Source organism: Gilliamella sp. ESL0443, assembly GCF_019469165.1.
Classification (GTDB): domain Bacteria; phylum Pseudomonadota; class Gammaproteobacteria; order Enterobacterales; family Orbaceae; genus Gilliamella; species Gilliamella apicola_E.
In genome coordinates, this window is sequence record NZ_CP048263.1 from 1,498,932 (window position 1) to 1,522,227 (window position 23,296).

General features: G+C 34.5%; 23 protein-coding genes and 1 tRNA gene. 16 read left to right on the plus strand and 8 right to left on the minus strand.

Going from position 1 to position 23,296, the window contains the following annotated elements; translation table 11 throughout:
• The first annotated feature begins 487 nt into the window (after positions 1 to 487).
• From trxB to GYM76_RS06885, 12 genes are all read left to right on the plus strand, one after another.
• On the plus strand, positions 488 to 1,441 hold the full coding sequence (gene trxB / locus GYM76_RS06830; RefSeq protein WP_220224997.1) for a thioredoxin-disulfide reductase: 954 nt from the start codon (positions 488 to 490) through the stop codon (positions 1,439 to 1,441).
• Positions 1,438 to 3,171 carry a cysteine/glutathione ABC transporter permease/ATP-binding protein CydD gene (gene cydD, locus GYM76_RS06835; protein ID WP_220224998.1) on the plus strand — a complete coding sequence of 578 codons (1,734 nt, stop codon included), beginning with the start codon at positions 1,438 to 1,440 and terminating at the stop codon, positions 3,169 to 3,171. The genes trxB and cydD overlap by 4 nt, the downstream gene beginning before the upstream one ends.
• Positions 3,165 to 4,790, plus strand: a complete 1,626-nt coding sequence (gene cydC / locus GYM76_RS06840) for a cysteine/glutathione ABC transporter ATP-binding protein/permease CydC (protein ID WP_220224999.1) — start codon at positions 3,165 to 3,167, stop codon at positions 4,788 to 4,790. Before cydD ends, cydC begins: the two co-directional genes overlap by 7 nt.
• Positions 4,791 to 4,947: 157 nt before the next feature.
• Complete coding sequence (gene rsfS / locus GYM76_RS06845; RefSeq protein WP_065734345.1) at positions 4,948 to 5,265, plus strand: ribosome silencing factor; 318 nt, start codon at positions 4,948 to 4,950, stop codon at positions 5,263 to 5,265.
• 4 nt (positions 5,266 to 5,269) lie between these two features.
• On the plus strand, positions 5,270 to 5,740 hold the full coding sequence (gene rlmH / locus GYM76_RS06850; RefSeq protein WP_220225000.1) for a 23S rRNA (pseudouridine(1915)-N(3))-methyltransferase RlmH: 471 nt from the start codon (positions 5,270 to 5,272) through the stop codon (positions 5,738 to 5,740).
• 13 nt (positions 5,741 to 5,753) lie between these two features.
• The gene (gene ybeY, locus GYM76_RS06855; protein ID WP_065562131.1) at positions 5,754 to 6,212 is read left to right on the plus strand and encodes an rRNA maturation RNase YbeY; all 459 of its coding nucleotides are present in this window, start codon (positions 5,754 to 5,756) and stop codon (positions 6,210 to 6,212) included.
• A gap of 77 nt (positions 6,213 to 6,289) precedes the next feature.
• Positions 6,290 to 7,156: a CNNM family magnesium/cobalt transport protein CorC gene (gene corC / locus GYM76_RS06860; RefSeq protein ID WP_065734343.1), complete on the plus strand. Its 867-nt coding sequence runs from the start codon at positions 6,290 to 6,292 to the stop codon at positions 7,154 to 7,156.
• A gap of 10 nt (positions 7,157 to 7,166) precedes the next feature.
• On the plus strand, positions 7,167 to 8,690 hold the full coding sequence (gene lnt, locus GYM76_RS06865) for an apolipoprotein N-acyltransferase (protein ID WP_220225001.1): 1,524 nt from the start codon (positions 7,167 to 7,169) through the stop codon (positions 8,688 to 8,690).
• A 226-nt stretch (positions 8,691 to 8,916) separates the two neighbouring features.
• Complete coding sequence (locus GYM76_RS06870) at positions 8,917 to 9,825, plus strand: glutamate/aspartate ABC transporter substrate-binding protein (protein WP_065562134.1); 909 nt, start codon at positions 8,917 to 8,919, stop codon at positions 9,823 to 9,825.
• A gap of 81 nt (positions 9,826 to 9,906) precedes the next feature.
• Entirely contained in the window at positions 9,907 to 10,641 is a 735-nt protein-coding gene (locus tag GYM76_RS06875; protein ID WP_065734340.1) for an amino acid ABC transporter permease, read from the plus strand.
• A 1-nt stretch (position 10,642) separates the two neighbouring features.
• Positions 10,643 to 11,344 (plus strand): ABC transporter permease subunit, encoded by a 702-nt coding sequence (locus GYM76_RS06880; protein ID WP_065562136.1) that lies wholly within the window; start codon positions 10,643 to 10,645, stop codon positions 11,342 to 11,344.
• Positions 11,341 to 12,066 carry an amino acid ABC transporter ATP-binding protein gene (locus GYM76_RS06885; RefSeq protein WP_065562137.1) on the plus strand — a complete coding sequence of 242 codons (726 nt, stop codon included), beginning with the start codon at positions 11,341 to 11,343 and terminating at the stop codon, positions 12,064 to 12,066. The genes GYM76_RS06880 and GYM76_RS06885 overlap by 4 nt, the downstream gene beginning before the upstream one ends.
• Positions 12,067 to 12,116: 50 nt before the next feature.
• Here GYM76_RS06885 and recD read toward each other — a convergent pair whose 3' ends face one another.
• Complete coding sequence (gene recD / locus GYM76_RS06890; RefSeq protein WP_220225002.1) at positions 12,117 to 13,967, minus strand: exodeoxyribonuclease V subunit alpha; 1,851 nt, start codon at positions 13,965 to 13,967, stop codon at positions 12,117 to 12,119.
• Between the two features lie 24 nt (positions 13,968 to 13,991).
• Entirely contained in the window at positions 13,992 to 15,569 is a 1,578-nt protein-coding gene (locus GYM76_RS06895; protein ID WP_220225003.1) for a DUF4139 domain-containing protein, read from the minus strand.
• Between the two features lie 228 nt (positions 15,570 to 15,797).
• On the opposite strand from GYM76_RS06895, the gene nadR reads away from it, so the two are divergent.
• The gene (gene nadR, locus GYM76_RS06900; protein ID WP_065562140.1) at positions 15,798 to 17,042 is read left to right on the plus strand and encodes a multifunctional transcriptional regulator/nicotinamide-nucleotide adenylyltransferase/ribosylnicotinamide kinase NadR; all 1,245 of its coding nucleotides are present in this window, start codon (positions 15,798 to 15,800) and stop codon (positions 17,040 to 17,042) included.
• The gene (gene pnuC, locus GYM76_RS06905; protein WP_065562141.1) at positions 17,035 to 17,739 is read left to right on the plus strand and encodes a nicotinamide riboside transporter PnuC; all 705 of its coding nucleotides are present in this window, start codon (positions 17,035 to 17,037) and stop codon (positions 17,737 to 17,739) included. The genes nadR and pnuC overlap by 8 nt, the downstream gene beginning before the upstream one ends.
• Before the next feature lie 54 nt (positions 17,740 to 17,793).
• On the opposite strand, the gene GYM76_RS06910 is transcribed toward pnuC, so the two are convergent.
• From GYM76_RS06910 to GYM76_RS06935, 6 genes are read right to left on the minus strand one after another with little or no spacing between them, the layout of a single operon-like run.
• Positions 17,794 to 18,420, minus strand: a complete 627-nt coding sequence (locus GYM76_RS06910; protein WP_065562142.1) for a protein-L-isoaspartate(D-aspartate) O-methyltransferase — start codon at positions 18,418 to 18,420, stop codon at positions 17,794 to 17,796.
• Positions 18,420 to 19,436: a tRNA pseudouridine(13) synthase TruD gene (gene truD, locus GYM76_RS06915; RefSeq protein WP_220225004.1), complete on the minus strand. Its 1,017-nt coding sequence runs from the start codon at positions 19,434 to 19,436 to the stop codon at positions 18,420 to 18,422. Before truD ends, GYM76_RS06910 begins: the two co-directional genes overlap by 1 nt.
• Positions 19,437 to 19,452: 16 nt before the next feature.
• A complete protein-coding gene (gene ispF, locus GYM76_RS06920; protein ID WP_305054762.1) occupies positions 19,453 to 19,938 on the minus strand; it encodes a 2-C-methyl-D-erythritol 2,4-cyclodiphosphate synthase in 486 nt (161 codons plus the stop codon).
• A gap of 12 nt (positions 19,939 to 19,950) precedes the next feature.
• On the minus strand, positions 19,951 to 20,652 hold the full coding sequence (ispD, locus tag GYM76_RS06925) for a 2-C-methyl-D-erythritol 4-phosphate cytidylyltransferase (RefSeq protein ID WP_370632621.1): 702 nt from the start codon (positions 20,650 to 20,652) through the stop codon (positions 19,951 to 19,953).
• Positions 20,649 to 20,942, minus strand: a complete 294-nt coding sequence (ftsB, locus tag GYM76_RS06930) for a cell division protein FtsB (protein WP_065562145.1) — start codon at positions 20,940 to 20,942, stop codon at positions 20,649 to 20,651. The genes ispD and ftsB overlap by 4 nt, the downstream gene beginning before the upstream one ends.
• A gap of 21 nt (positions 20,943 to 20,963) precedes the next feature.
• Complete coding sequence (locus GYM76_RS06935) at positions 20,964 to 21,281, minus strand: TusE/DsrC/DsvC family sulfur relay protein (protein ID WP_065562146.1); 318 nt, start codon at positions 21,279 to 21,281, stop codon at positions 20,964 to 20,966.
• A gap of 193 nt (positions 21,282 to 21,474) precedes the next feature.
• On the opposite strand from GYM76_RS06935, the gene GYM76_RS06940 reads away from it, so the two are divergent.
• Both GYM76_RS06940 and GYM76_RS06945 read left to right on the plus strand, forming a co-directional pair.
• Positions 21,475 to 21,562, plus strand: a tRNA-Ser gene (locus tag GYM76_RS06940).
• A 1,245-nt stretch (positions 21,563 to 22,807) separates the two neighbouring features.
• Complete coding sequence (locus GYM76_RS06945) at positions 22,808 to 23,284, plus strand: MarR family winged helix-turn-helix transcriptional regulator (protein ID WP_220225005.1); 477 nt, start codon at positions 22,808 to 22,810, stop codon at positions 23,282 to 23,284.
• Positions 23,285 to 23,296 lie beyond the last annotated feature (12 nt).

The window sequence follows — 23,296 nt, forward strand, 5'->3', positions numbered from 1 at the left end:
ATTAACTCTTTTTTTAACAATTATTCAGACGTGTTATTAAGCGTTTGCGCATCTGCTAATAGTGAATCTAAAATAAATTCAACACCCAATAATATATTTGCGATTTTTGGATCGTTAATATTCTGCTGAGTTAAGTTTAAAATTTCTTTTACCCACGTAGTTTTAGCTGATAGCATTTCCATTTTTTAATGGTGGCTTGTCGTATTTCGAGTGAAGGCGTTATCGCCTAATGATTAAAACAGTAATAATTAATTATTAAAACTTATAAAAACTTTAAATAAATAAAATCAATTTGTTAAAAACATAAATTAATTTAACAATTTGAAAATATAAGGAAAATTAACGTTACTCCGTGTTATTTATCACCTTCACCTATTGCTGTAATAAACATTTTTTTTACAAGAAAATAGTTGATAATGTTAGACTTATCATCTATAAATTGCGCTAATCATATTTTATTTAGCCAGAATAATAGGAAGGATACAAAATGAAAACCAAACATGCCCGTTTATTAATTTTAGGGTCAGGCCCTGCTGGCTATACCGCAGCGGTTTATGCCGCGCGAGCAAATCTCTCTCCAGTATTAATAACTGGTACTCAACAAGGTGGACAACTTACCACCACGACCGAGATCGAAAACTGGCCAGCAGCAAATCCAGAATTAACGGGTCCTGAACTTATGGTGAAAATGCAACAACATGCCGAACGATTTGATACCGAAATTATTATCGATCATATCGATAGCGTTGATTTTAGCCAAAAGCCATTCAAACTATTTGGTAGCGATACGGAATATAGTTGTGATGCGTTAATCATTGCAACTGGTGCCTCCGCACAATATCTCGGGTTGCCTTCTGAAGAAGCCTTTAAAAGCAAAGGTGTGTCAGCCTGTGCTACATGTGACGGTTTCTTTTATCGTAATCAGAAAGTGGCTGTTGTCGGTGGCGGTAATACTGCTATTGAAGAGACCCTTTATTTAGCTAATATTGCCAGTGAAGTCCATTTAATCCACCGTCGCGATAGTTTTAGGGCTGAAAAAATCTTAATGAATCGTTTAGCTGAAAAAGTGCAAGAAGGTAAAGTCATTTTGCATACTCATCAAATCGTCGATGAAATTCTTGGCGATAATATGGGCGTAACCGGTGTAAGATTACGAAGTACTATCGATTCTGATCTAACCGAAGAGTTATCAGTAATGGGGGTATTTATTGCTATTGGTCATAAACCCAATACCGCAATTTTTGAAGGCCAACTTGAACTTGATAATGGTTATATCAAGGTGAAATCAGGTACTGAAGGTAATGCAACACAAACTAGCGTAGAAGGAATTTTTGCTGCGGGCGATGTTATGGATCATATTTATCGACAAGCCATTACCTCGGCAGGAACAGGCTGTATGGCTGCGTTAGATGCTGAACATTATTTAGATAAATTAAAATGACACTAGATAAAAAACGTCAAAATTATTTACTTAGCTGGTTAAAACAGCACACAAAAATGCATAAACCAGATTTGCGTGCTTCAGTTTTATTCGGTTTTTTGTTGAGTCTATTAATGATCGGCCAAGCTGCTTTATTGGCGATTATTTTGCAGAAGTTGATCATCGATCAGACTCCTTTTACCACCGTTTTCCCTTATTTTTTATCTTTACTTGTCATCCTATTGGCGCGTGGCTTGCTTATTTACTTCCGTGAAAAGATTAACTTTGCTTTAGGCCAAAAAATCCGCCAACAAATTCGGCAAAAAATTATCGATCAGTTTGAATTGTTCGGCCCTGCATATTTAAGTCAAAGTACTACAGGAGCTTGGAGTACCTTAGTTATTGAGCAGGTTGATAATTTGCATGATTTTTTTGCTCGCTATTTACCGCAAATGCGCCTGGCAAGTATGGTGCCGATATTAATTTGTATTGCTATTTTCCCTTTTAACTGGGCCGCGGCCGTTATTTTGCTTTGTACTGCTCCGCTAATTCCTATTTTTATGATTTTAGTGGGAATGGGAGCCGCGGATATTAATCGCCGTCATTTTAAAGCACTCTCTTATTTAAGTGGGCACTTTTTAGATCGCCTTAAAGGACTGAGTACTATTCGCTTATTTAATCAAGGCAAACAGCAAACCGAGCAAATTGCCAAGGCGTCTGAAGATTTTCGAATTAAAACGATGCAAGTATTAAAGATGGCGTTTTTGTCATCAGCGGTTTTGGAATTTTTTACGTCGATTTCGATTGCAATTGTGGCGGTCTATTTTGGTTTTTCGTATTTAGGGGAGTTTGATTTTGGTGCTTATAATGGCACTGTCACGTTATTTGCTGGTTTTTTTGCCTTGATTTTAGCACCTGAATATTTTCAACCGCTACGTGATTTGGGAGTCTATTATCATGCCAAAGCAGAAGCCATTGCCGCAGCTGATAATATTGAAACTTTTTTAAATAAAAAATTGCCACTTGATAGCGTTCAGAAAAAAAATGAGTCTAATCAATCATCATCAACCATTCCTTCTGAAATAAATGTTTTAAAAACAATTGAAGCGAAAGATCTTATCGTGTTATCTAACGAAGGTTTGCCTATTGTTGGCCCACTTAGCTTTTCATTACAAGCGCCATTTAAATTAGCGTTAATTGGTACTAGTGGTGAAGGTAAAAGTTCTATTATGCAAGTATTGCTTGGCTTTTTACCTTATCAGGGTTCGCTAAAAATTAATGGGATTGAATTTAATCAGCTTGATTTAGTAAGTTGGCAACATCAAATCAGTTGGATTGGGCAAAATCCTTATTTGATTAATGGTTCTATTCGTGAAAATATTCTACTGGGTAAACCCATGGCTAGCGCCAATGAAATTGACGAGGTTATTGCAAAAGCGCAATTATCTGATGTTATTGCTCAATTACCAGAAGGCGTCGATACCCAAGTTGGTGAAGATGCGGTTAGATTATCAGTCGGACAAGCTCAGCGCATCGCCCTTGCTAGAGCAATGCTGAAACCTTGCCAATTACTGATACTTGATGAACCGACCGCAAGTTTAGATAAGCAGACAGTTCAGCAGTTGGCACCCTATGATATTGCGACAAATAGTATCACTATCACTCATCAACATGATGATATGCATGAATTTGACCAAGTATGGAAATTGTCGAAAGGACAACTTAACGCCATCAAGGAGAGCTTATGCTAGCGCTATTACGTCCCTATATTGCACTTTATAAGCACTACTTTTGGCAAATTGTTATTGGATTAGGTTTAGCTATTCTTACATTATTTGCCAGTGTTTTTTTACTTTCTTTATCTGGATGGTTTTTAGCTTCTACCGCGGTAGTCGGTGTGGCGGGTTTATATACTTTCAATTATATGTTACCTGCCGCGGGCGTAAGAGCGGCTGCCATTATGCGAACGGCATCCCGTTATGCTGAGCGCTTGGTTGATCACAATACCACCTTTAAAATATTAGCGTATTTAAGAACATTAGCATTTAAAAAAATCCTTCCTTTAAGCGCTAACCAGTTATCCCAATATCAAAAAGCCGATCTTCTTAATCGTTTTATTGTGGATATTGATGCCCTTGATCATCTCTATCTAAAACTCTTTTCACCTATTGTAACGGCACTGGTAATTATTGTGCTCTTGTTTGTCGGATTAAGTTATATCAACTTTCCTATTGCATTAATTATCAGCATGGTACTAACTACTACTCTACTTGCTATACCGGTGATCTTTTATTATGCAGGTAAACAATTAGGCGAAATACTGGCTAAACAGCAAAGTGAGTATCGCGCATTGTTGGTTAATTATCTACAAGGCCAAGCTGAACTGACTTTATTTAATGCGCAAGATCGTTATCGCTCAAAACTCGACAAACTTGAATCAGATTGGCTTTATCATCAACAAAAGCAGTCTACCTTAATGGCGCTCTCGAGTGCTCTTGTGGTATTAATTGCTGGCTTTTTGACTTTGTTAGTGCTTTGGCTTATCACTCAATATACATTATCGCCTTTAGTTGCCCTATTTGTGTTTGTCTGCCTTGCTAGTAGTGAAATTTTAGCGCCAATCCCTACTGCATTTATCTTTTTAGGGCAAGTATTAGCGTCAGCCAAACGAACAACCGCTTTATTTGATCAAACACCAGATATCCAGTTTGTCGAGCAAGGCAGTTCGATAGATTTGACTACCGCAAAACTGCGGTTTGAAGATGTTTGCTTTAGCTACCCAAATCAACCTTTTGCAGTTTTAAGCCATTTTTCATTAACAGTTGAAGCCGGTAAACATATTGGCTTAATTGGTAAAACCGGTTGTGGCAAATCCACATTACTTAATTTAGTCACGCGCGCGTGGGAACCCACTTCAGGTAATATCTTTATCAACGATATACCGATTAATCAACTTGACGAGCCAACTTTACGTCAGGCGATTGCTGTGGTTCCTCAAGTGATTACTATTTTTAGTGACTCGCTTAGACAAAATTTGTTAATCGGTAATCCAAACGCTTCTGATCAACAGTTAATGGATATTTTACATCAAGTTGGGCTTTCCAAATTGATCTCAACCGATCAGGGTTTAGATTTGCCATTAGGGCAAGGAGGACGATCATTATCAGGTGGTGAAACTCGACGTATCGGTATTGCTCGGGCATTACTACATAATTCACCATTAATGTTGATGGATGAGCCTACCGAAAGTCTTGACCAACAAACTGAACTGCAGATAATTGAACTTATCAAAAACTACGATAAAACTTTGCTGATGGTTACACATAGATTAACGGATAATCCATTGTTTGATCAGGTGGTTGAGTTGTAAGATTTGGGGTGTCAAAAACCCCGTTCCTCAACTTTTTTTATTTTAAAAGTGCGCTCCTCACATTTTTTGATTTGTACTGATTGAGATGTGCTATTTTCAAGGGCGATTTTGAAAAAATATGCTATACTATCGCTTTATGTATATTAGTAGAGAGTATATTTTGCAACAATCATTACAAGACTTTATTATTGATAAAATTGATGATTTAAAAGGCAAGGATATTGTTACCCTTGATGTGCGTGGTAAGTCAAGTATCACCGACTATATGATTATTTGTACTGGAACTTCAAATCGTCATGTTTCTTCAATTGCAGGGCATCTACTTGATGAAGCTAAAAAGCAAGGACATGTGGTATTAGGCAGTGAAGGCCAAAATGATGCGGATTGGGTAGTCGTTGATATGGATTCGGTGATCGTTCATATAATGCAAGAAGAGAGCCGACAATTATACGAACTCGAGAAGCTTTGGAGTTAGTTACGTGAAACTACAGCTTATTGCTGTTGGCAACAAGATGCCAAATTGGGTAACCACCGCTTTTGATGATTACCAATCTCGATTCCCCAAAGATATGCCTTTAGAACTCATTGAAATCCCCGCAGGAAAACGGACTAAAAATGCCGATATTGCGCGTATTTTAGATAAAGAAGGTGAGCAGATGCTGGCTTCTTGTAGTAAAGGTAATCGCATCGTGACGCTAGATATTCCCGGTAAACCTTATACCACTCATGATTTAGCTAAGCAACTTGAACGTTGGAAAGCAGATGGGCGTGATGTTAGTTTGTTAATTGGTGGACCTGAGGGACTGTCTCCCGCTTGTAAGGCTGCTGCTGAGCAAAGTTGGTCGCTATCACCTTTAACGCTACCACATCCACTAGTTAGAGTGATTGTATCTGAAAGCCTTTACCGTGCTTGGAGTTTAACGGCTAATCATCCTTATCATCGTGAATAGGTTGGGTATTTGAATGAATATTTTAGATTTGCAAATTGCCACAGAGCAACAAGATAATCTGCCAAGTGAGCAACAAATTATGCAGTGGTTAGAGGTAATTTTACCGCAGTTTGTGGAGAATGCTGAAATCACTATTCGGATTGTCGATAAGGAAGAGAGTCAACACCTTAATCATACTTATCGCAATAAAGATAAGCCAACCAATGTTTTGTCGTTTCCGTTTGAATCGCCGGTTGAAATTGATGTTCCATTACTTGGCGATTTGGTGATTTGTAAGCAAGTGGTTGAAGCTGAAGCAATTGAGCAACATAAATCGTTAACATCACATTGGGCGCATATGATTGTTCATGGCTGTTTGCATTTATTAGGATATGATCATATCCTTGACGAAGAAGCCGAAGAAATGGAAAATATCGAAATCGATATAATGGCACAGTTAGGATTTGATAATCCTTATTTATTAATTGATTAGATGACTAATTTTTAATAGTCTGTTTAATATAAAATTATAACTCAAAATACATTTGATATATGAAAGGAAGAGAGCAAATGAGTGATGATAATCACCGGAGACCCAAAAAAGGGTTTACATTATGGTTAAGTCAATTATTCAATTCAGAACCAAAAGATAAAGATGAACTTATTGAAGTGATTCGTGAAGCTGAAGAAAACGAACTTATTGATCCAGATACCCTTGATATGATAGAAGGTGTAATGGATATAGCTGATCAGCGCGTTCGCGATATCATGATCCCCCGCTCTCAAATTGTAACAATCAAAGATAATTTTTCCCTTGATGAATGTTTAGATATTATTTCTGAACACGGTCATTCACGCTACCCGGTTATTAGTGAAGATAGAGACCATATTGAGGGAGTACTTTTAGCTAAGGATTTACTTATTTATATTCGACAAGGTGTTAATGATTTTGACTTGAAGAAGATCCTTAGACCGACTGTTGTTGTTCCTGAAAGTAAACGCGTTGATCATATGTTAAAAGAGTTTCGTATGCAGCGCTATCATATGGCGATGGCCATTGATGAGTTTGGTGGCGTTTCAGGTTTAGTGACTATCGAGGATATTTTAGAACTTATTGTTGGCGATATTGAGGATGAATACGATGAGGTTGAAGATCGGGATATTCGTCGTTTATCACCAACTATGTACTCCGTTCGTGCCCTTACGCCAGTTGAAGATTTTAATGAGATCTTTGGCACCTCATTTAGTGATGAGGAGATGGATACTATCGGCGGTTTGGTGATGCAACATTTTGGGCGTTTACCAATTCGTGGCGAGACGATTACTATTGATGGCTATCAATTTAAGGTAACCATTGTTGACCGTAGACGAATTATTCAATTGCATGTCACAATTCCTGAAGATGCAGTTGTTCCTAATTTAGAGCAAAATGCTTAAGCATATTCTATTGAGCCTTTTTTTAGGCGCCATTGCCGTATTTAGTTACGCGCCCTTCCATTTTTGGCCAATTGCCTTTGTGTCTTTTGCTGGGCTTTTATGGCTAGTTGCTGATAAAACAAAAAAGCAAGCTATGCTAGTTGGCTTTAGTTGGGGTGTTGGCTACTTTTTAGCTGGTGTTCACTGGGTTTATATCAGTATTAAACAATATGGCGAAGTGCCAACGTCAGTTGCGATTATTATTTTGGGGCTGTTAGTTAGCTATTTAGCGCTCTATCCAATGCTATTTGCTTGGTTATTGAGAGCCTGTGACCGTTTTGCAACTAAGTGTTCAATGAAACAATTGGTTTTACTGGCACCAATTTTGTGGCAAGTTACCGAATTTTTACGAGGCTATATTTTAACAGGATTCGCTTGGTTAGAATTAGGTTATAGTCAACTTGATAGCCCTTTACGAAATTATTTCCCGATCGTTGGAATTAATGGGGTAACGTTACTCTTTACTATATGCTGTGGATTGGGTGTTTATTATTTGTACCATTTCAAGCAATCAGCCTTTATAAAGCACACATTTGGTGCAATTGTCGCACTATTTGCGATCATTTTTGCACCAGTTTCACTCAATTCAATTAATTGGACAACCATTGATCATTCCCGGACAGCTAATTTCAGCTTAATTCAAGGAAATATTTTACAATCACTACGTTGGAGCAGAGAGCAGTTAGATAACACTTTACAAACCTACGCTTCATTAACCGAAAAGAATTTTGGTAAAGATAAAATTATTATTTGGTCAGAAGCCAGTATTACTGATTACGAGATAAATCAGCAACCTTATTTACAGTTTTTAGATAATGAAGCCAGAGCAAATGGCAGTGAAATTGCAGTTGGTATTATTGATTATCGTATTGGTAATAATGGTTATCAAGCAAATCCAGATATTTATAATACTTTACTCGTTTTAGGTGAACATACCCCATATCAATACCCTACCGCAAATCGATATCAAAAACATCATTTGGTACCTTTTGGCGAGTTTACACCACTCCAATCGTTGTTAGATCCTATTGCAGATATCCTTGATATCCCTATGTCGTCAATGCAAGCGGGAGCAGAAAAGCAACCTCAGCTTACAATGAAGGGATTTAAGTTTACTACTGCAATTTGTTATGAGGTAATTTTATCAAATTTGATGTGGAAGAATTTTGCGCCTGATACAGATTTTTTATTGACCGTTTCAAATGATGCTTGGTTTGGTGATAGTATTGGGCCAAAACAACATTTGCAAATGGCGCAAGCTAGAGCGTTAGAGTTTGGTCGACCAATGATTCGTAGTACCAATACCGGCATTACAGCAATTATTGACCATCATGGTTATATTATTGAGCAGTTACCGCAATTTCAAACCAATGTTTTAAATTATACGTTATCTCCAACTGTTGGTTTGACTCCTTATGCTAGATTTGGCGATCTAGCTTATTATCTTATTCTTTCTTTGCTATTTATTTTGGTTTTTGTAAAAAAACGTCGATAATCAATTTTTTGGCATAAATATTGCTTGTATATTATTGAAATTCAAAAAATTGTCTGAGTTAAATTTTTGTGAAAATCTAGATAAACCTAGGTTGTAGCTTGTCCTTTTAATCGATAAATATACAGTAAAAAGTACTTTTATGATGAAAAATAAGTTATAATATACGCCCTTTGTAAAAATATTAAATTTATTTAATATGATACAAATTAAACAGTAGGAGATGAGTATGAACAAAAAGACAAAATTAACCAAATTAGTGTTATCATTAGCAATGCTTGGACTAATGAGTGGTGCCGCTGTTGCTGAAGAATTAAGTGGTACATTAGCCAAAATTAAAGATAGTGGTGTGATTGTTGTTGGTCATCGTGAATCTTCTATTCCATTTTCCTACTATGGTGAAAAACAAGAAGTTATTGGCTATTCACAAGATTATTCTAATTTAATTGTCGATGCAGTTAAAAAAGAGTTGAATATGCCAGATCTTAAAGTTAAATATTTACCGGTTACTTCTAAAACGCGTATTCAATTACTTAATAACTATACTTATGATTTTGAATGCGGTTCTACTACTAACAATCTTGAGCGCCAAAAGACAGTAAGCTTTTCTGATAGCATTTTTATTGTTGGTACTCGATTCTTAGTGAAAGCAGACAGCAATATTAATAGTATCGAAGATTTAAAAGGTAAAAATGTGGTAACTACTGCGGGTACTACCTCTGAAGTCCGATTAAATCAAATTAATAATAAAGATAATTTAGGTATTCGTATTATTACGCCTAAAGATCATGGTGATGCATTTAATGCCCTTGAAACAGGTCGTGCTGCTGCATTTTTAATGGATGATGCACTTTTAGCTGGTGAACGTTCACGCGCTATCAATCCAGCTGAATGGAAAATTGTTGGCGAGCCATTATCTTACGAATCCTATGGTTGTATGTTAAGAAAAGGCGATACCCAATTTAAACAATTGATGGATAAAGCTATTGCTGATGCACAAAAATCTGGTAAAGCATTAGAGTCTTATAACAAATGGTTTACTCAACCAGTTCCACCTAAAGGTGCGAATATGGCTCTTGAAATTTCACCTAAAATGGTTGAGCTTTTTGCAAATCCAAATGATAAAGCATTAGATTAATACTTTTCATATCTTTCTAATCCAATGTACTAAATGTTTTTGCATTTAGTACATAATCTAATTTAGTGAAATAAATATATTATGAGTTTCAATTGGACACTATTTTTTGAATCCACCCCTTATGGTGATGGAATTTACTTAAACTGGCTTTTTGACGGTATTATCGTTACCGTTTCATTGGCAGTAACAGCTTGGATTATTGCGTTCATACTAGGATCACTAGTAGGGATTTGCAGAACTTTAGAAAATAAATTTCTAAATAGCTTTGCTGCCGGTTATATCCAGCTTTTCCGTAATATCCCATTACTTGTTCAGATGTTTTTATGGTATATGCTTTTTCCAGAAATTTTATCTGGTAGCTTAAAAACATGGTTTATTTCTGGCATTTCTCCTAATGTCAGCGCATTTATTACTGCGGCAATCGCTTTAGGTTTGTTTACTTCTGCACGTATTGCAGAACAAGTTAGAACAGGTATTCAAACTCTACCTAAAGGCCAACGTTATGCGGCAATTGCGCTCGGTTTAACCAATCGACAAGCTTATATGTATGTTTTATTACCTAATGCTTATCGTCGTATTATTCCACCATTAACATCTGAAATGACCAACATCATTAAAAACTCATCAGTGGCTTCGACCATTGGGCTTATTGATTTGATCGGTCAAATCGATCGTATTAATGATGCAACTAATAGTATTATTGAAATATTATGTGGCGTTACCATTGCATTTATGTTGATAAATTATGCTGTGTTAACGATTATGCGTTTTGTTGAAAAACATACACGCTTACCTAATATGAGTCATGGAGGTTAATATGCAAATTTTAAGTTGGATTGCAGATATACCTTCATTGGTTTTAAACAATTATCATTTATTGTTATCTGGATTATGGCTAACAACTAAGATCACCTTTACCGCTGTTGTATTCGGTATTATTTGGGGAACTGTGCTAGCTTTAATGCGTTTATCAAATAATAAAATTTTAAATATTTTTGCTAAATGTTATGTCAATTTATTCCGTTCCATTCCATTACTATTAGTTTTGTTATGGTTCTATTTAGCATTACCACAAGTTATTAAGCATGTATTTAATTTGCCACCATATGCTGATGTTAGGGTTGTTTCAGCAATGATTGCGTTTGCTTTATTTGAAGCAGCCTATTACTCAGAAATCATTCGTGCTGGTATTAATGCCGTTGCTAAAGGTCAGTATCATGCCGCTTATGCGTTGGGTATGACTAAAGGCCAGGCAATGCGTTTGATAATATTACCGCAAGCATTTAGATCAATGGTACCATTGTTATTAACCCAAGGTATTATCTTGTTCCAAGATACATCGTTAGTTTATGTGATGAGTTTAATTGATTTATTTGGTGCAAGTGTGACACAAATTGGTGTCGTTCAAGGTGGCACAGTTAAGTATTCAATGATTATTTTTGCAGCAATAAGTTACTTTATAATTTGTTATACTGCTTCTCGTTTAGTTAATTATTTCAAGAAAGGGATAAGTAGATGATCTCCTTAGAAAATGTATCAAAATGGTACGGAAAATTTCAAGTATTAAAAAACTGTACTACTAAAGTAGGTAAAGGCGAAGTTGTTGTTGTCTGTGGACCATCAGGTTCTGGTAAATCAACATTAATTAAAACCGTTAATGGTTTAGAGCCTATTCAGAAAGGTAAAATTACGATTGATGGTACTGAGATTACTGATCCATCGACTAATTTAGCAAAACTACGTTCTAAAGTGGGTATGGTGTTTCAGCATTTTGAGCTTTTCCCACATCTGACAATTTTGAAGAATCTGACACTAGCTCAAGTTAAAGTGCTTGGCCGATCAAATGAAGAAGCACGTGAAAAAGCCCTTTCTCTTTTAGATCGTGTGGGTTTGTTAGCACATGCAGATAAATTCCCTGCTCAACTTTCAGGTGGACAACAACAACGTGTTGCGATTGCTCGTGCACTTTGTATGGATCCAATTGTTATGTTATTTGATGAACCAACTTCAGCACTTGATCCAGAAATGGTTAACGAAGTGTTAGACGTTATGGTTGAATTAGCCTATGAAGGGATGACAATGATGGTTGTGACCCATGAAATGGGCTTTGCTCGCAAAGTTGCGCATCGCGTTATTTTTATGGATGCCGGTGAGATCATTGAAGATACTTCTAAAGAACAGTTCTTTACTAATCCACAATCTGATCGTGCTAAAGACTTTTTAGCGAAGATCATCCATTAATATATAAAAAGCACCAGCTATTATTAGTTGGTGCTTGCTTAATCTTTTCTTTAATTCTTTTGCGAATAATTTGCTATTTGCTCAACTAATCCACTTTCCCGATCTATTTGACTTTTAACCACGCGCTCTAATATTTTGGCATCAGCATAAATGGATACGGACTTTTTCGCCCTAGTGATTGCCGTATAGAGTAGAGAGCGATTAAGTAACGGTGAGAATTCAGTGGGTAGTATTATATTTACATGATCAAATTCAGAACCTTGTGATTTGTGTATTGTCATTGCATAGGCTGTTTCATGTTCAGGTAGTCGATAAGGTGAAAAACCTTTAATGACTCCATCCGAAAATGGAAAATAGACTCGCAGTTTTGAACTATCGTGTTCAGCTGTTAGTGTAATGCCTATATCACCATTGTATAAACCTAACGATGTGCTGTTACGTAAAATCATAACTGGTCGACCGATATACCATTGTTCACGTTGATTTAATTTGATCAATTTATGCTTGGCTAGTAGCAGTTCAATTTGTTTATTTAATCCTTCTACGCCAAATTTTCCTTCACGCACAGCACATAATAAACGGCATTGAGCGAATTTAGCTAAAACTGTAGCGATATCATTATTGGCGTGATGTCTAATGGCATTTAAGTAATCTTTATAGTGTTCAACACAGTCTTCTAAAAGCGCTTGGTAGGTTTGATTTGATGAAAGTTCATAATAACTGACATCTTGTAATGTATTATCAACAAGTAGCTTTTTAACATTATTATACTGCCCTTCTTTTACTGCATTTGCTAACAATCCAATACCGGATGATTCGTTAAATCGATAACTTTTTTTCAGTAAACAGATGCTATCAGCGATTGTTGTTACAGGTTGATCCGTGATTGGGATGGTATAGCCGGTTAACTTGCTTAGCTCATCAGCTCTTGATTGGCTATACCCATTTGAAATAAAGTGACATAAATCTCCAAAGACCGCTCCGGCCTCAACTGATGAAAGTTGGTCTTTGTCACCTAATAAAATTAATCGGGCAGAAGTCGGTAAAGCTTCAATAATTCTCGCCATCATATTGAGATCAACCATTGAGGCTTCATCAATTACAAGAACATCGATATGTAATTGATTGTTCTTGTTATAACTAAACGAGCGATTATCCGTCTTTGCGCCCAATAGTCGATGAAGTGTTACCGCTTCGGTTTTAATATTTAATGATTCAAAAGATAGCTGTTCAATTGCTCGCCCTAATGATTCAGTTAATCGTGATGCAGCTTTGCCGGTTGGCGCAGCTGCTACGATTCTTGTTGCTGGGTTGTTTAATACGATTCCAGCTAGAATTTTAGCTACGGTAGTTGTTTTACCTGTTCCCGGTCCACCAGAGATGATGGCAACTTTCCGTGTTAATGCAACAGCAACAGCAATTTTTTGCCAGTCAATACTTGCGCTGTTGTGAGTAAAGAGTTGGTCGAGTATTTTTTTTAAGTCGATGCTCGACGTAATATCCAATTGAGTTTGATTGAAATATTGCGCAACAAAACGTTCATCTAACCACATGCGTTGAAAATAGAGTTTGTTTTCAATAAAAACTAAAGGTGCTAGTTGATCTCCAAAACTGACAACATGTTTATTAGACGCTAACTTAAGTACATTAACCCAATCGTCATTCGTCGGTGAATTAAGTTCTGACCAGATTTGTGGCTCAATATTTTCTAATCGAGTAAGATCAAGGCACACGTGCCCTGCTCTTACTTCCATACTTAAGGATAAAACTAAAAAAGCAAAACGTTTAGCAATGACTTCATCTTCACAATCAATTTTATTAACCAAAAATTGAGCCAAATGAAGATCTAATAAACTGATCTGACTATTTTGCTTAAATTGTTCTAACCACGTAATTAACATACTTTATTCTTTGTTTTATTAGGTTTATAAACCATATATATCTCGTTCTTTACCATCTGGATAAGTGATTTTAAAACTTAGATTAAGGTTTTTAGTTTCACTTGGGTTTAAGTTGAATTGCCACGTTAATAATCCGGTTTGTTTGTCATATACTGCGCCATCATATTTGGCATCATCAAGTGTTACCGCTTTATTTAAGATAACAGGTAGTTGATCCTTCACAACAATATTTATTGGCAACGCTTTGGTATTTTTGACATCAATAGTATAAGCATATTTTTCTGAAACATCATTACCAAATAGTGTAGGAGTCGAGGTCTCTTTTATATTACGATTTCGAGAAACTAAGATATTTTTATCACGCCCTAATGAAAAATCCAATGAGCCTTTAGTATTTTTAGTTGAAATGATAGTTTCCCCCATAAAATCACCACTGAAAAAGATATTGGCTTTTCCTGATAATAAATTCAGCTTATCCCAATCATTTATTTGCGCTAGTAAGTATACGCTACTATCAAATTTTGGTATTGAAACATATTGGTAATTTGCTTTAACATCTTTAGTTTGTAATGTGATTATGTTACTCTTACTATCATTTTTGATTGTATAAGGTAATTTGATATCAAAATGGGTATTGATACCTAATGTATTAACATTGCCAATTTGACTAGGATTAACCAATTGCGATTTGGCATCGCGTTCATAATAATCTTCTTTATCAGATTTGGAAAAAAATAAACCGCTTTTTTCATTATAAACGTCAATATACCAGGGATTAAAATCTGGTGGAGTAATATCTATGCTCGGATTAGATGTCGATAAACTAAAATCAACATTTTGCCAATCTAAACCCGTGTTTTGGTGGATTTCTGCTTTATATGTTAATTGGAGTGGTGAATTGATATCCGCTACTCGCACATCATAAGCTGGTTCCCAACCTGCTTTAGTTGTGATATATGAAAGCGTGATAGGTAGCGTTATATCTTTGTCAGAAGCAACTTTGATTATAACGGCATTGTGTAATTTTCCATTGTTAGTCTGATTTTCATCTAGTTGTTTTTCATATTCGCTTATCTGCCTGTCTAACTCATCGACTTCTTTTTGTAATCGATTTTGTTCATTTAATGCAGTGGTCAAATTGGTTTTCACAAAATCTAATACATTTTTCATTGCTGTTAAGTCATCAGGTCCTTTTTTAGCTAAAGTATCTAAACGGTTACCTTGTAAAAGCATAATTTGTTCATTAACAGCTTTGAGTTCGATTTCTAATGTATCGCGATCTTCTTGTAACTTATTCATTTTTTTAACAGTTAATAGAGTATCTTCGCCGTTACGAATATTAGCCAGATAGTTATCACTAAATGATGTAGATAATACTCGGACGTCACTATTATTACCAAAACCTACATTGATTGTATTTGGTTTAACATCATTAGCAATACCTGTTAATACTATTTCACTTTCACCTTTGGTTAATGAAACAGTTGACTGACCTTGTAATTCTGCTCCCTGAATAAATAATGTCACTTTATTTAATTTAACGTTATTATCTGCCAAAGCACTACCTGAAATTAATGCAATTGCTAATGCAATTTTTTTCATTGAATTATTTCCTTATATCATTCTGATTTTAATTATTAAATTATAAATGTTACTTAAAATGAAGATTGCCTATTTTTAAGATTATAAAAGTATCTCCTATTTTATATTTAATTACTATTAGATTTAAATTGATTAGGCAAAATTATTTTCCATGTTTAATATATTGAACATTTATTAAAAATGATGTAAATTTAGTTCCAAATAAAAAACAAAAGGTAAGGAGGCGATATGAATGGTTTTAGTTATTTAAAAACTGCCATAAAACGCAAAAATTTATCGTTACAGACAGTTGCTGATGCCTGCCAAATGACCAAAGGTTATTTGAGCCAATTAATTAATGATAAAATCAAAAATCCTAGTGCTCAAAAATTACAATCACTACACCGTTATTTGCAAATTGATCCCAACAGTAAACATAAAAAGGTAGGTGTCATTTTTGGTAAGTTTTATCCATTACATACCGGACATATTTATCTTATTCAAAGAGCGATTAGCCAAGTTGACGAACTTTATGTGATTCTTTGTTCCGATACGATGCGAGATATGGCACTATTTAAAGAAAGCGCAATGTCACGCCAACCAACAATTAACGATAGGATTCGTTGGTTATTACAAACGTTTAAATATCAAAAAAATATCCATATTGAACTTTTAGAAGAAGACGGTATTCCTTCATATCCAAATGGTTGGAATGAGTGGAGCGATCGCGTTAAAAAGTTATTCAAGGAAAAAGGCATCAATCCTAGTTGCGTTTATTCGAGTGAACCACAAGATGTAGCGATGTATAAAGATTTATTCGATTTAGATACTGTGCTTATTGATCCTACCCGCCGATTTATGCAAGTAAGTGGTACACAAATTCGTCAAGCGCCTTTAAAAAATTGGCAATATATTCCAACTGAAGTTAGACCGTTTTTTGTACGAACTGTTGCTATTCTTGGTGGTGAATCGAGTGGTAAATCAACATTAGTTAATAAGTTAGCCAATATGTTTAATACCACTAGCGCTTGGGAATATGGTCGTGATTATGTGTTTTCTCAACTTGGTGGCGATGAACGAGCATTGCAATATGCTGATTACGATAAAATTGCATTAGGACATGCACAATATATCGATTTTGCTATCAAACATGCGAATAAAGTGTCGTTCATTGATACTGATTTTATTACCACGCAAGCATTTTGCAAAAAGTACGAAGGCAAAGAGCATCCTTTTTTACAAGCCATGATCAACAACTATCGCTTTGATTTGGTTATTTTATTAGGTAATAACACACCTTGGGTTGCTGATGGCTTACGTAGTTTAGGAAGTCCAAAACAACGGAAAGATTTTCAGCAACTACTAATCTCATTATTGAAAAAGAACCATATCAGCTATGTTCAAATCGACTCATCTGACTATGATGAACGTTATTTACGCTGTATTGAATTAGTCAATCAACTTATTAATGATAAGAGTATTAATTATGAATAATTTAAGAGATGTTATCATCGCTATTGGACGAAACAAGTTTTATCCACTATTTTGTATTATCTGCGTCACCCTTGCATTTTTGTATACTGATCCATTTAATAATTTCAATTTACGCTATGCCGTATCGTATGCTGGTGCATTTTTGGGATTATTGTGTGTCATTTTATTAGCTAAACGAAAAAACTTAGGAAATGTGCTGGGAATGCTTGCTGTAGTAGCTGAGTGTTGTGCCAATTTTCTTGGTGGCAATATTGGGGCTGGCTTACCTACTTTTTACTATTTTGGTTCACATATTTATGGATTATTTACTTGGCAAAAAAATCTCGATCAGAATAAAAATGTTAAAGTTCGTTCCTTAAATGAAAGTGCATTTTTATATGCGTTGATATTTTTAATTGTTGCAGCATTTTTTAATATCTATTTAACTAACGAAATCGGTGCGAGCAATACTTCATATCAACTCATTACAAATTGCTTTATATTTGGCTTAGGTGTAGTTGCGCAACTATTATTAATGATGAGGTACGCCTTCAATTGGTATTTGTGGGTATTGTTAAATGTATTAGTGATCGGTTTGAATATTTATACTGACAATATTGTTATTGCAACTCAATATTTAATTTACCTATTTAATGCATTATACGGTATTAGTGAATGGAAGCTTTCAGAAGAAAAAGCAAAAGAAAATAAATTATAGAGAACATTCAATCAAAAAATAGAAAATAATTGATTATTTTCTATTTTTTGCGATTTATTCAACATCCCCATCAACAAGCGGTACAAATTTTACTTCCCCAATATTTGTAGTTATAAAATTGTCTCCATCACGCTCAATTAATTGTAACGTTTGTTTGTTTTTACCAACAGGTAAAACTAAGCGCCCTTTGTCAGCAAGCTGTTCTAGAAGGCTTTGAGGAACTTCTGATGCTGCAGCAGTAACGATTATGCCGTCAAATGGACCTCGTTCAGGCCAACCTTGCCAACCATTACCATGACGAGTTGAGATGTTATGAATATCAAGTTGCTTTAATCGCCGTTTTGTATTCCATTGTAAACTTTTTATTCTTTCTACTGAGCAGACATGATCAACCAGCTTGGCTAGTACTGCGGTTTGATATCCTGAACCTGTACCAATTTCAAGCACTTTGGCTGTCGGAGTTAACCTTAGTAATTCAGTCATTTTGGCAACGATATATGGCTGAGAAATGGTTTGACCGCTACCTATTGGTAATGATCGGTCATCATAAGCTTGATGAGAAAGCGCTTCATCAACAAAATTTTCACGCGGTATTGAAGCGATAGCATCTAAAACACGATCATCTTTTATTCCCTGCTGGCGCAATAAATTAATCATAGCCTGCATTTTTGAATTTTGCATTACTCATTTCCAATTATCAATTCGCGTAAAACACTTGTAGCATAGCAACCAGAAGGTAAGTAGAAATTGATTTCAATATCATTTTCGCCTATCCATTGCCATTCAAGTTGCTCGGGGCGCAATAATATTGAGCGCCTGATTGTTTCCATTCGTTCTTTCTTGAATAATTCCTCAAAGCAAGACCAATGTTTTAAACAATTTGTTTCAAATTCTAATGCAACTGATGTTGTGCCCAATGGCGAATCACCAACCATTGGTGCAGTAATATTAATTTCGCCATTTTGCAAACGTTGTTGTAAAAGTGATAATTCATCAGTTTTAGACAAAAACCAACTATTACTTTTAGATAGTTGTAATATATCACCATCGAGCACCGTTTGCTGAATATTTTGTTTAATTCTTTGACTGACAATATCATTGAAAATAGCACTACGAGCAGCAGAAAGATAAAAACCTCTTTTTTTACGATCTTTAACTGATATTTCGCCAGTTGCCCATTTTATTGCTTGGGTTATGTTATTTTGATCTCGTCCAAATCTTTGTTCACCAAAATAATTAGGGACACCATATTGTTTAATTGTGTTTAATTTAGGCTCAATATTATCAGTTAAGTTTCTTAAAATAATTTTAAAGCGATTACCTTTTAAAGCCCCTATTTTCAATTTTTTATTATGGCGTGTAATTTGCAATATTCGACAGCCTGCTAAATCAAATTTTGAAAAATCAGGTGTTTCTTTACCTGGCATATGTAAGCTAAACCATTGCTGGGTAACTGCTTGACGGTCTTTAAGACCAGCATAACTGACATTTTTAGCTGAAATACCGACATATTTAGCTAATTGTTCGGCGACAAAGACCGTATTGCAATCTTTCTTTTCAAGATAAACTAAAACATGTTCACCTTCACCAGTAAGCTCAAAACCAAGCTCTTCAATAACGATGAAATCTTCAAATTGCTGTTTATATAAACCATGAGTTGTCGGTTTACCATAAAAATAATTAAGTTCTGCTAACACTTATTTTGCCTATCGTTTATTTTGTATTTGTTTTTTTTGCTAATAGTACTACTGCCTCACAAGCTATCCCTTCTTTACGGCCTGTAAAACCTAGTTGCTCGGTGGTGGTTGCTTTAACACTAATTTGGTCAAAATGTACATTCAAATCTTCAGCAATATTAACGCGCATTTGATCTACATGAGGTCTCATTTTAGGTTCTTGGGCAATAATAGTTGTATCTAAATTAACTAATTCATAACCTTTAGATTGAACAATTTGGTAAACTTCTTGTAATAACAATCGGCTGTTTATATTTTTGTATTTGGGATCATTATCAGGAAATAGTTTACCAATATCGCCCAAAGCTAATGCGCCAATTAAAGCGTCAGTGATAGCATGTAAAACGACATCGCCATCAGAATGAGCAATAAGTCCATATTGATAAGGAATTGTTACTCCACCTAGGATAATTGGTCCTTCCCCACCAAACTTGTGTACATCAAATCCATGACCTATTCGCATAATCTACCTATATTAAATTTGATTAGTTAAATAAAACGTAGCCAAGCTTAAATCTTCTGGGCGAGTAATTTTTATATTATCTCGACGACACTCAATTAATAATGGATGACCACCACAATACTCTATCGCTGATGCTTCATCAGTGATGGCGACATGATTATTTAAAGCCTTACTCAAACATGCTTTAAGTTCACCAGCATTAAACAACTGAGGTGTAGCAGCACCCCATAAATATGTACGATCCACAGAGTGGCTAATGATATTCGGATCATCAGTATAAGCTTGCTTGATCGTATCACTGAGGGGGGTTGCCAATATTCCACCTTTGTTTTGATGTAAAACTCGATTTATTAATTTAGTGATATCTTCATGACTAACACAAGGCCTTGCGGCATCATGGACTAATGCCCATTGATTTTCAGCAACTAAGTTTAAGCCTGCTAAAACAGAGTCAGCACGAGTTTCACCACCATAAGTCACTTTAACTTCTGATGCAACGTCAAGTGTTTTGAAAAGCTTATCTTCTTGGTTTATCACCACTACTACTTGACTGATTTTAGGGTGGGTTAATAATTTTTGTAGGGTGTGTTCTAAAATGGTCATTTGACCAATTTTTAAATATTGTTTAGGTAATTGACTATCCATGCGACAACCAATTCCTGCGGCAGGAACGATTGCGATAATATCACTATTATTTGCCACGTAATACCTTATTGTTGTGAGTTGGAATCAATAATTATTCGATAAAAATACTCATTAGGTTTAACCATACCCAAATGACTTCGAGCTCGTTCTTCTATTGCTTCATAACCTTTTTGTAAATCTTCAACTTCAGCAAACATCTGTTCGTTGCGAGCTTTTAACTTATCATTCTCTTGATGTAGGTTTTCAAGCATTTGCACATTTTCTTGGTAATCATAAAAATTATTTTTACCATACCATAATGAGTACTGCAAATACCCTAATACAAGAAGTAATATAAATGGGAGTTTCCATCTAATCATGAGTATAATTGTTCTCTTAACTTAAATACATTTCACAGGTTTAGGTAAGCCTGCAAGTTTAGTTGCTTGTTTAGCTGGTCCGTCAGGAAATAATTTATATAAATAGCGACTATTACCTTTTTCTGGACCAAATTTTTTCTCCATTGCTTTAACTAACGCACGGATTGCTGGTGATGTTTTATATTCTAAATAAAAATCACGAACGAATAAAATGACTTCCCAGTGAGCATCAGTTAATTCAATAGACTCTTTAATAGCTAATTCAGGCACCAAATCAACAGACCAATCCTGCCAATTCTTTAAATAGCCTTTTTCATCGGTTTCTATTTGATTTAACATATTTCAAAACATGGTTTGATATTTGCGGTGTATTATACTCAAATAATAAGATTCCAACACTAATTTTGGTAAGTAAACCATATCAATTTACTTAAATTGACCCGAATTTGGCGAAAATTAGAGCAGTTGATGAAAAATATTAAATTAGCTATTTACAAATAAGTCCGTCTCCTTTAATATTCACAGCCATTGCGGAAGTGTGGCTGAGCGGTTGAAAGCACCGGTCTTGAAAACCGGCGAGGGGCGACCCTCCCAGAGTTCGAATCTCTGCGCTTCCGCCATCTTTCCAAGTATATAAATTATTCCTAATGTAATCATAATAAACTACATAAAGAAATTTACATGCTTGCGATGACTAATAATCAAGAAATTTAATTACTTAGAAATGCTATATTTTTAATAAAATACATTGCAAAAATATAAATAGATAAGACTCCACTTGTCTTGTTCTCCCCCAATCCAAAAACATAGACTCTGCAAAATCTTAATCTTCAAATAAATTTAATAAGATGCTTTTAACCATGAAAACTTATTCATATAAAACATGAAATTATAAAAATAACAAAATTACAGAGGTGAGTATTACCATATATTTTTATTACTTCCTTCATATAGCCTTAATGTTTTTGAATAATTTTATTACACTATTAGTAATGCTTAATAGAAAAAGACACTATATATAATTTTTAATGAAGTAATTAGGTATAATTTATTTTAACAAGCATTAGTATAATCATAACGAATATGTGCAGAAATATCGAAATGATAATCTTTTACGACTAATATTAATTTTCTCTTTCATAATAATTGTAAAAAATGTATTGTTCTACTTACACTTGATTCACATTTGACTTTTTCTATACCAGCTATTTTCTCTAAAAATTTCTAATACTAATCACATTTTCATTTATTTAGGTTGTAATTCATCATTTTATAAGCATTATACAACGAAATATTTTTGAAAATATTAACTTATTAATAACTCAAACTACCAACTTTCTTTGCTACAAGTGCTATGTCATTTGATAATAGATTGAAAATAAAATATTTTTATTGTTTTTCATAGGATTATTTGATTGATTTTTCGTATTACAGTATTCAAAAAACATACGTAAGAATAAATGAATAATTTGTCAATGTTATTATAATTATATTCGAACTAAAATTGGTTCTTAATTATTTGCATTCAAGGTATTATCAAACAGTAAAATAATTCAAGTTAAATATCACGCAAATTTATTGATTAAAGGGAACTATTTTTTAAGGCACTTCTCAAATAAATAATAAACTCTTAGTTAAAAAATAATTAGTTATGTGTTGAATAGGTGTCTATAAAACAACTTAAACACATATTATTAGATAAAGTTTCATCAAGTACTTTTTATCATTTCTTTCGCCAAAATCAAAGCTATCTATTCGAAAATAATTGACAATAATTTAAGTAATATATACTATGTCATACATATTGGTAAGGTACCTTACTAATTACCAAAAATTATAAATATTTTTGTTAAAGGATGTAAAAAATGAAGTTAGACGAAAGATATCTTTCATTCTGTACAGTTTTAGAAAAAGAAAAAAAAACTAATTTGAGAAGAATAAAGACATGTTTTACTCTATTATCTGTCGCAAAAAAAATTGATCAACAATGTGCTCAGCGTTTATTAAAATTTAAATTATCTGAAAGCCGATTTATTATTCTAGTATTGCTTAAAGAATATACAAAACTACCCCTTCAAGATATCTCTAAATTATTAGGTATAAAAAAAGCTTCAACTACAACACTTATAAGTTCTTTAGTTGAGGATCGCTTAATCCAAAAACAAAACTTTAATGCCGATAAAAGAATTTACCTTGTTTCACTTACAGACTCGGGAGCTCAATTGGTAGAAAAAGTTCTATCTCAACACAGTATTTGGATAGAAAAAATGACGAATAGTCTAACTGAAGACGAGATGAATAGCTTTAATAAAATACTAAATAAAATATACAAAAATATTTAACAAATACAGAAA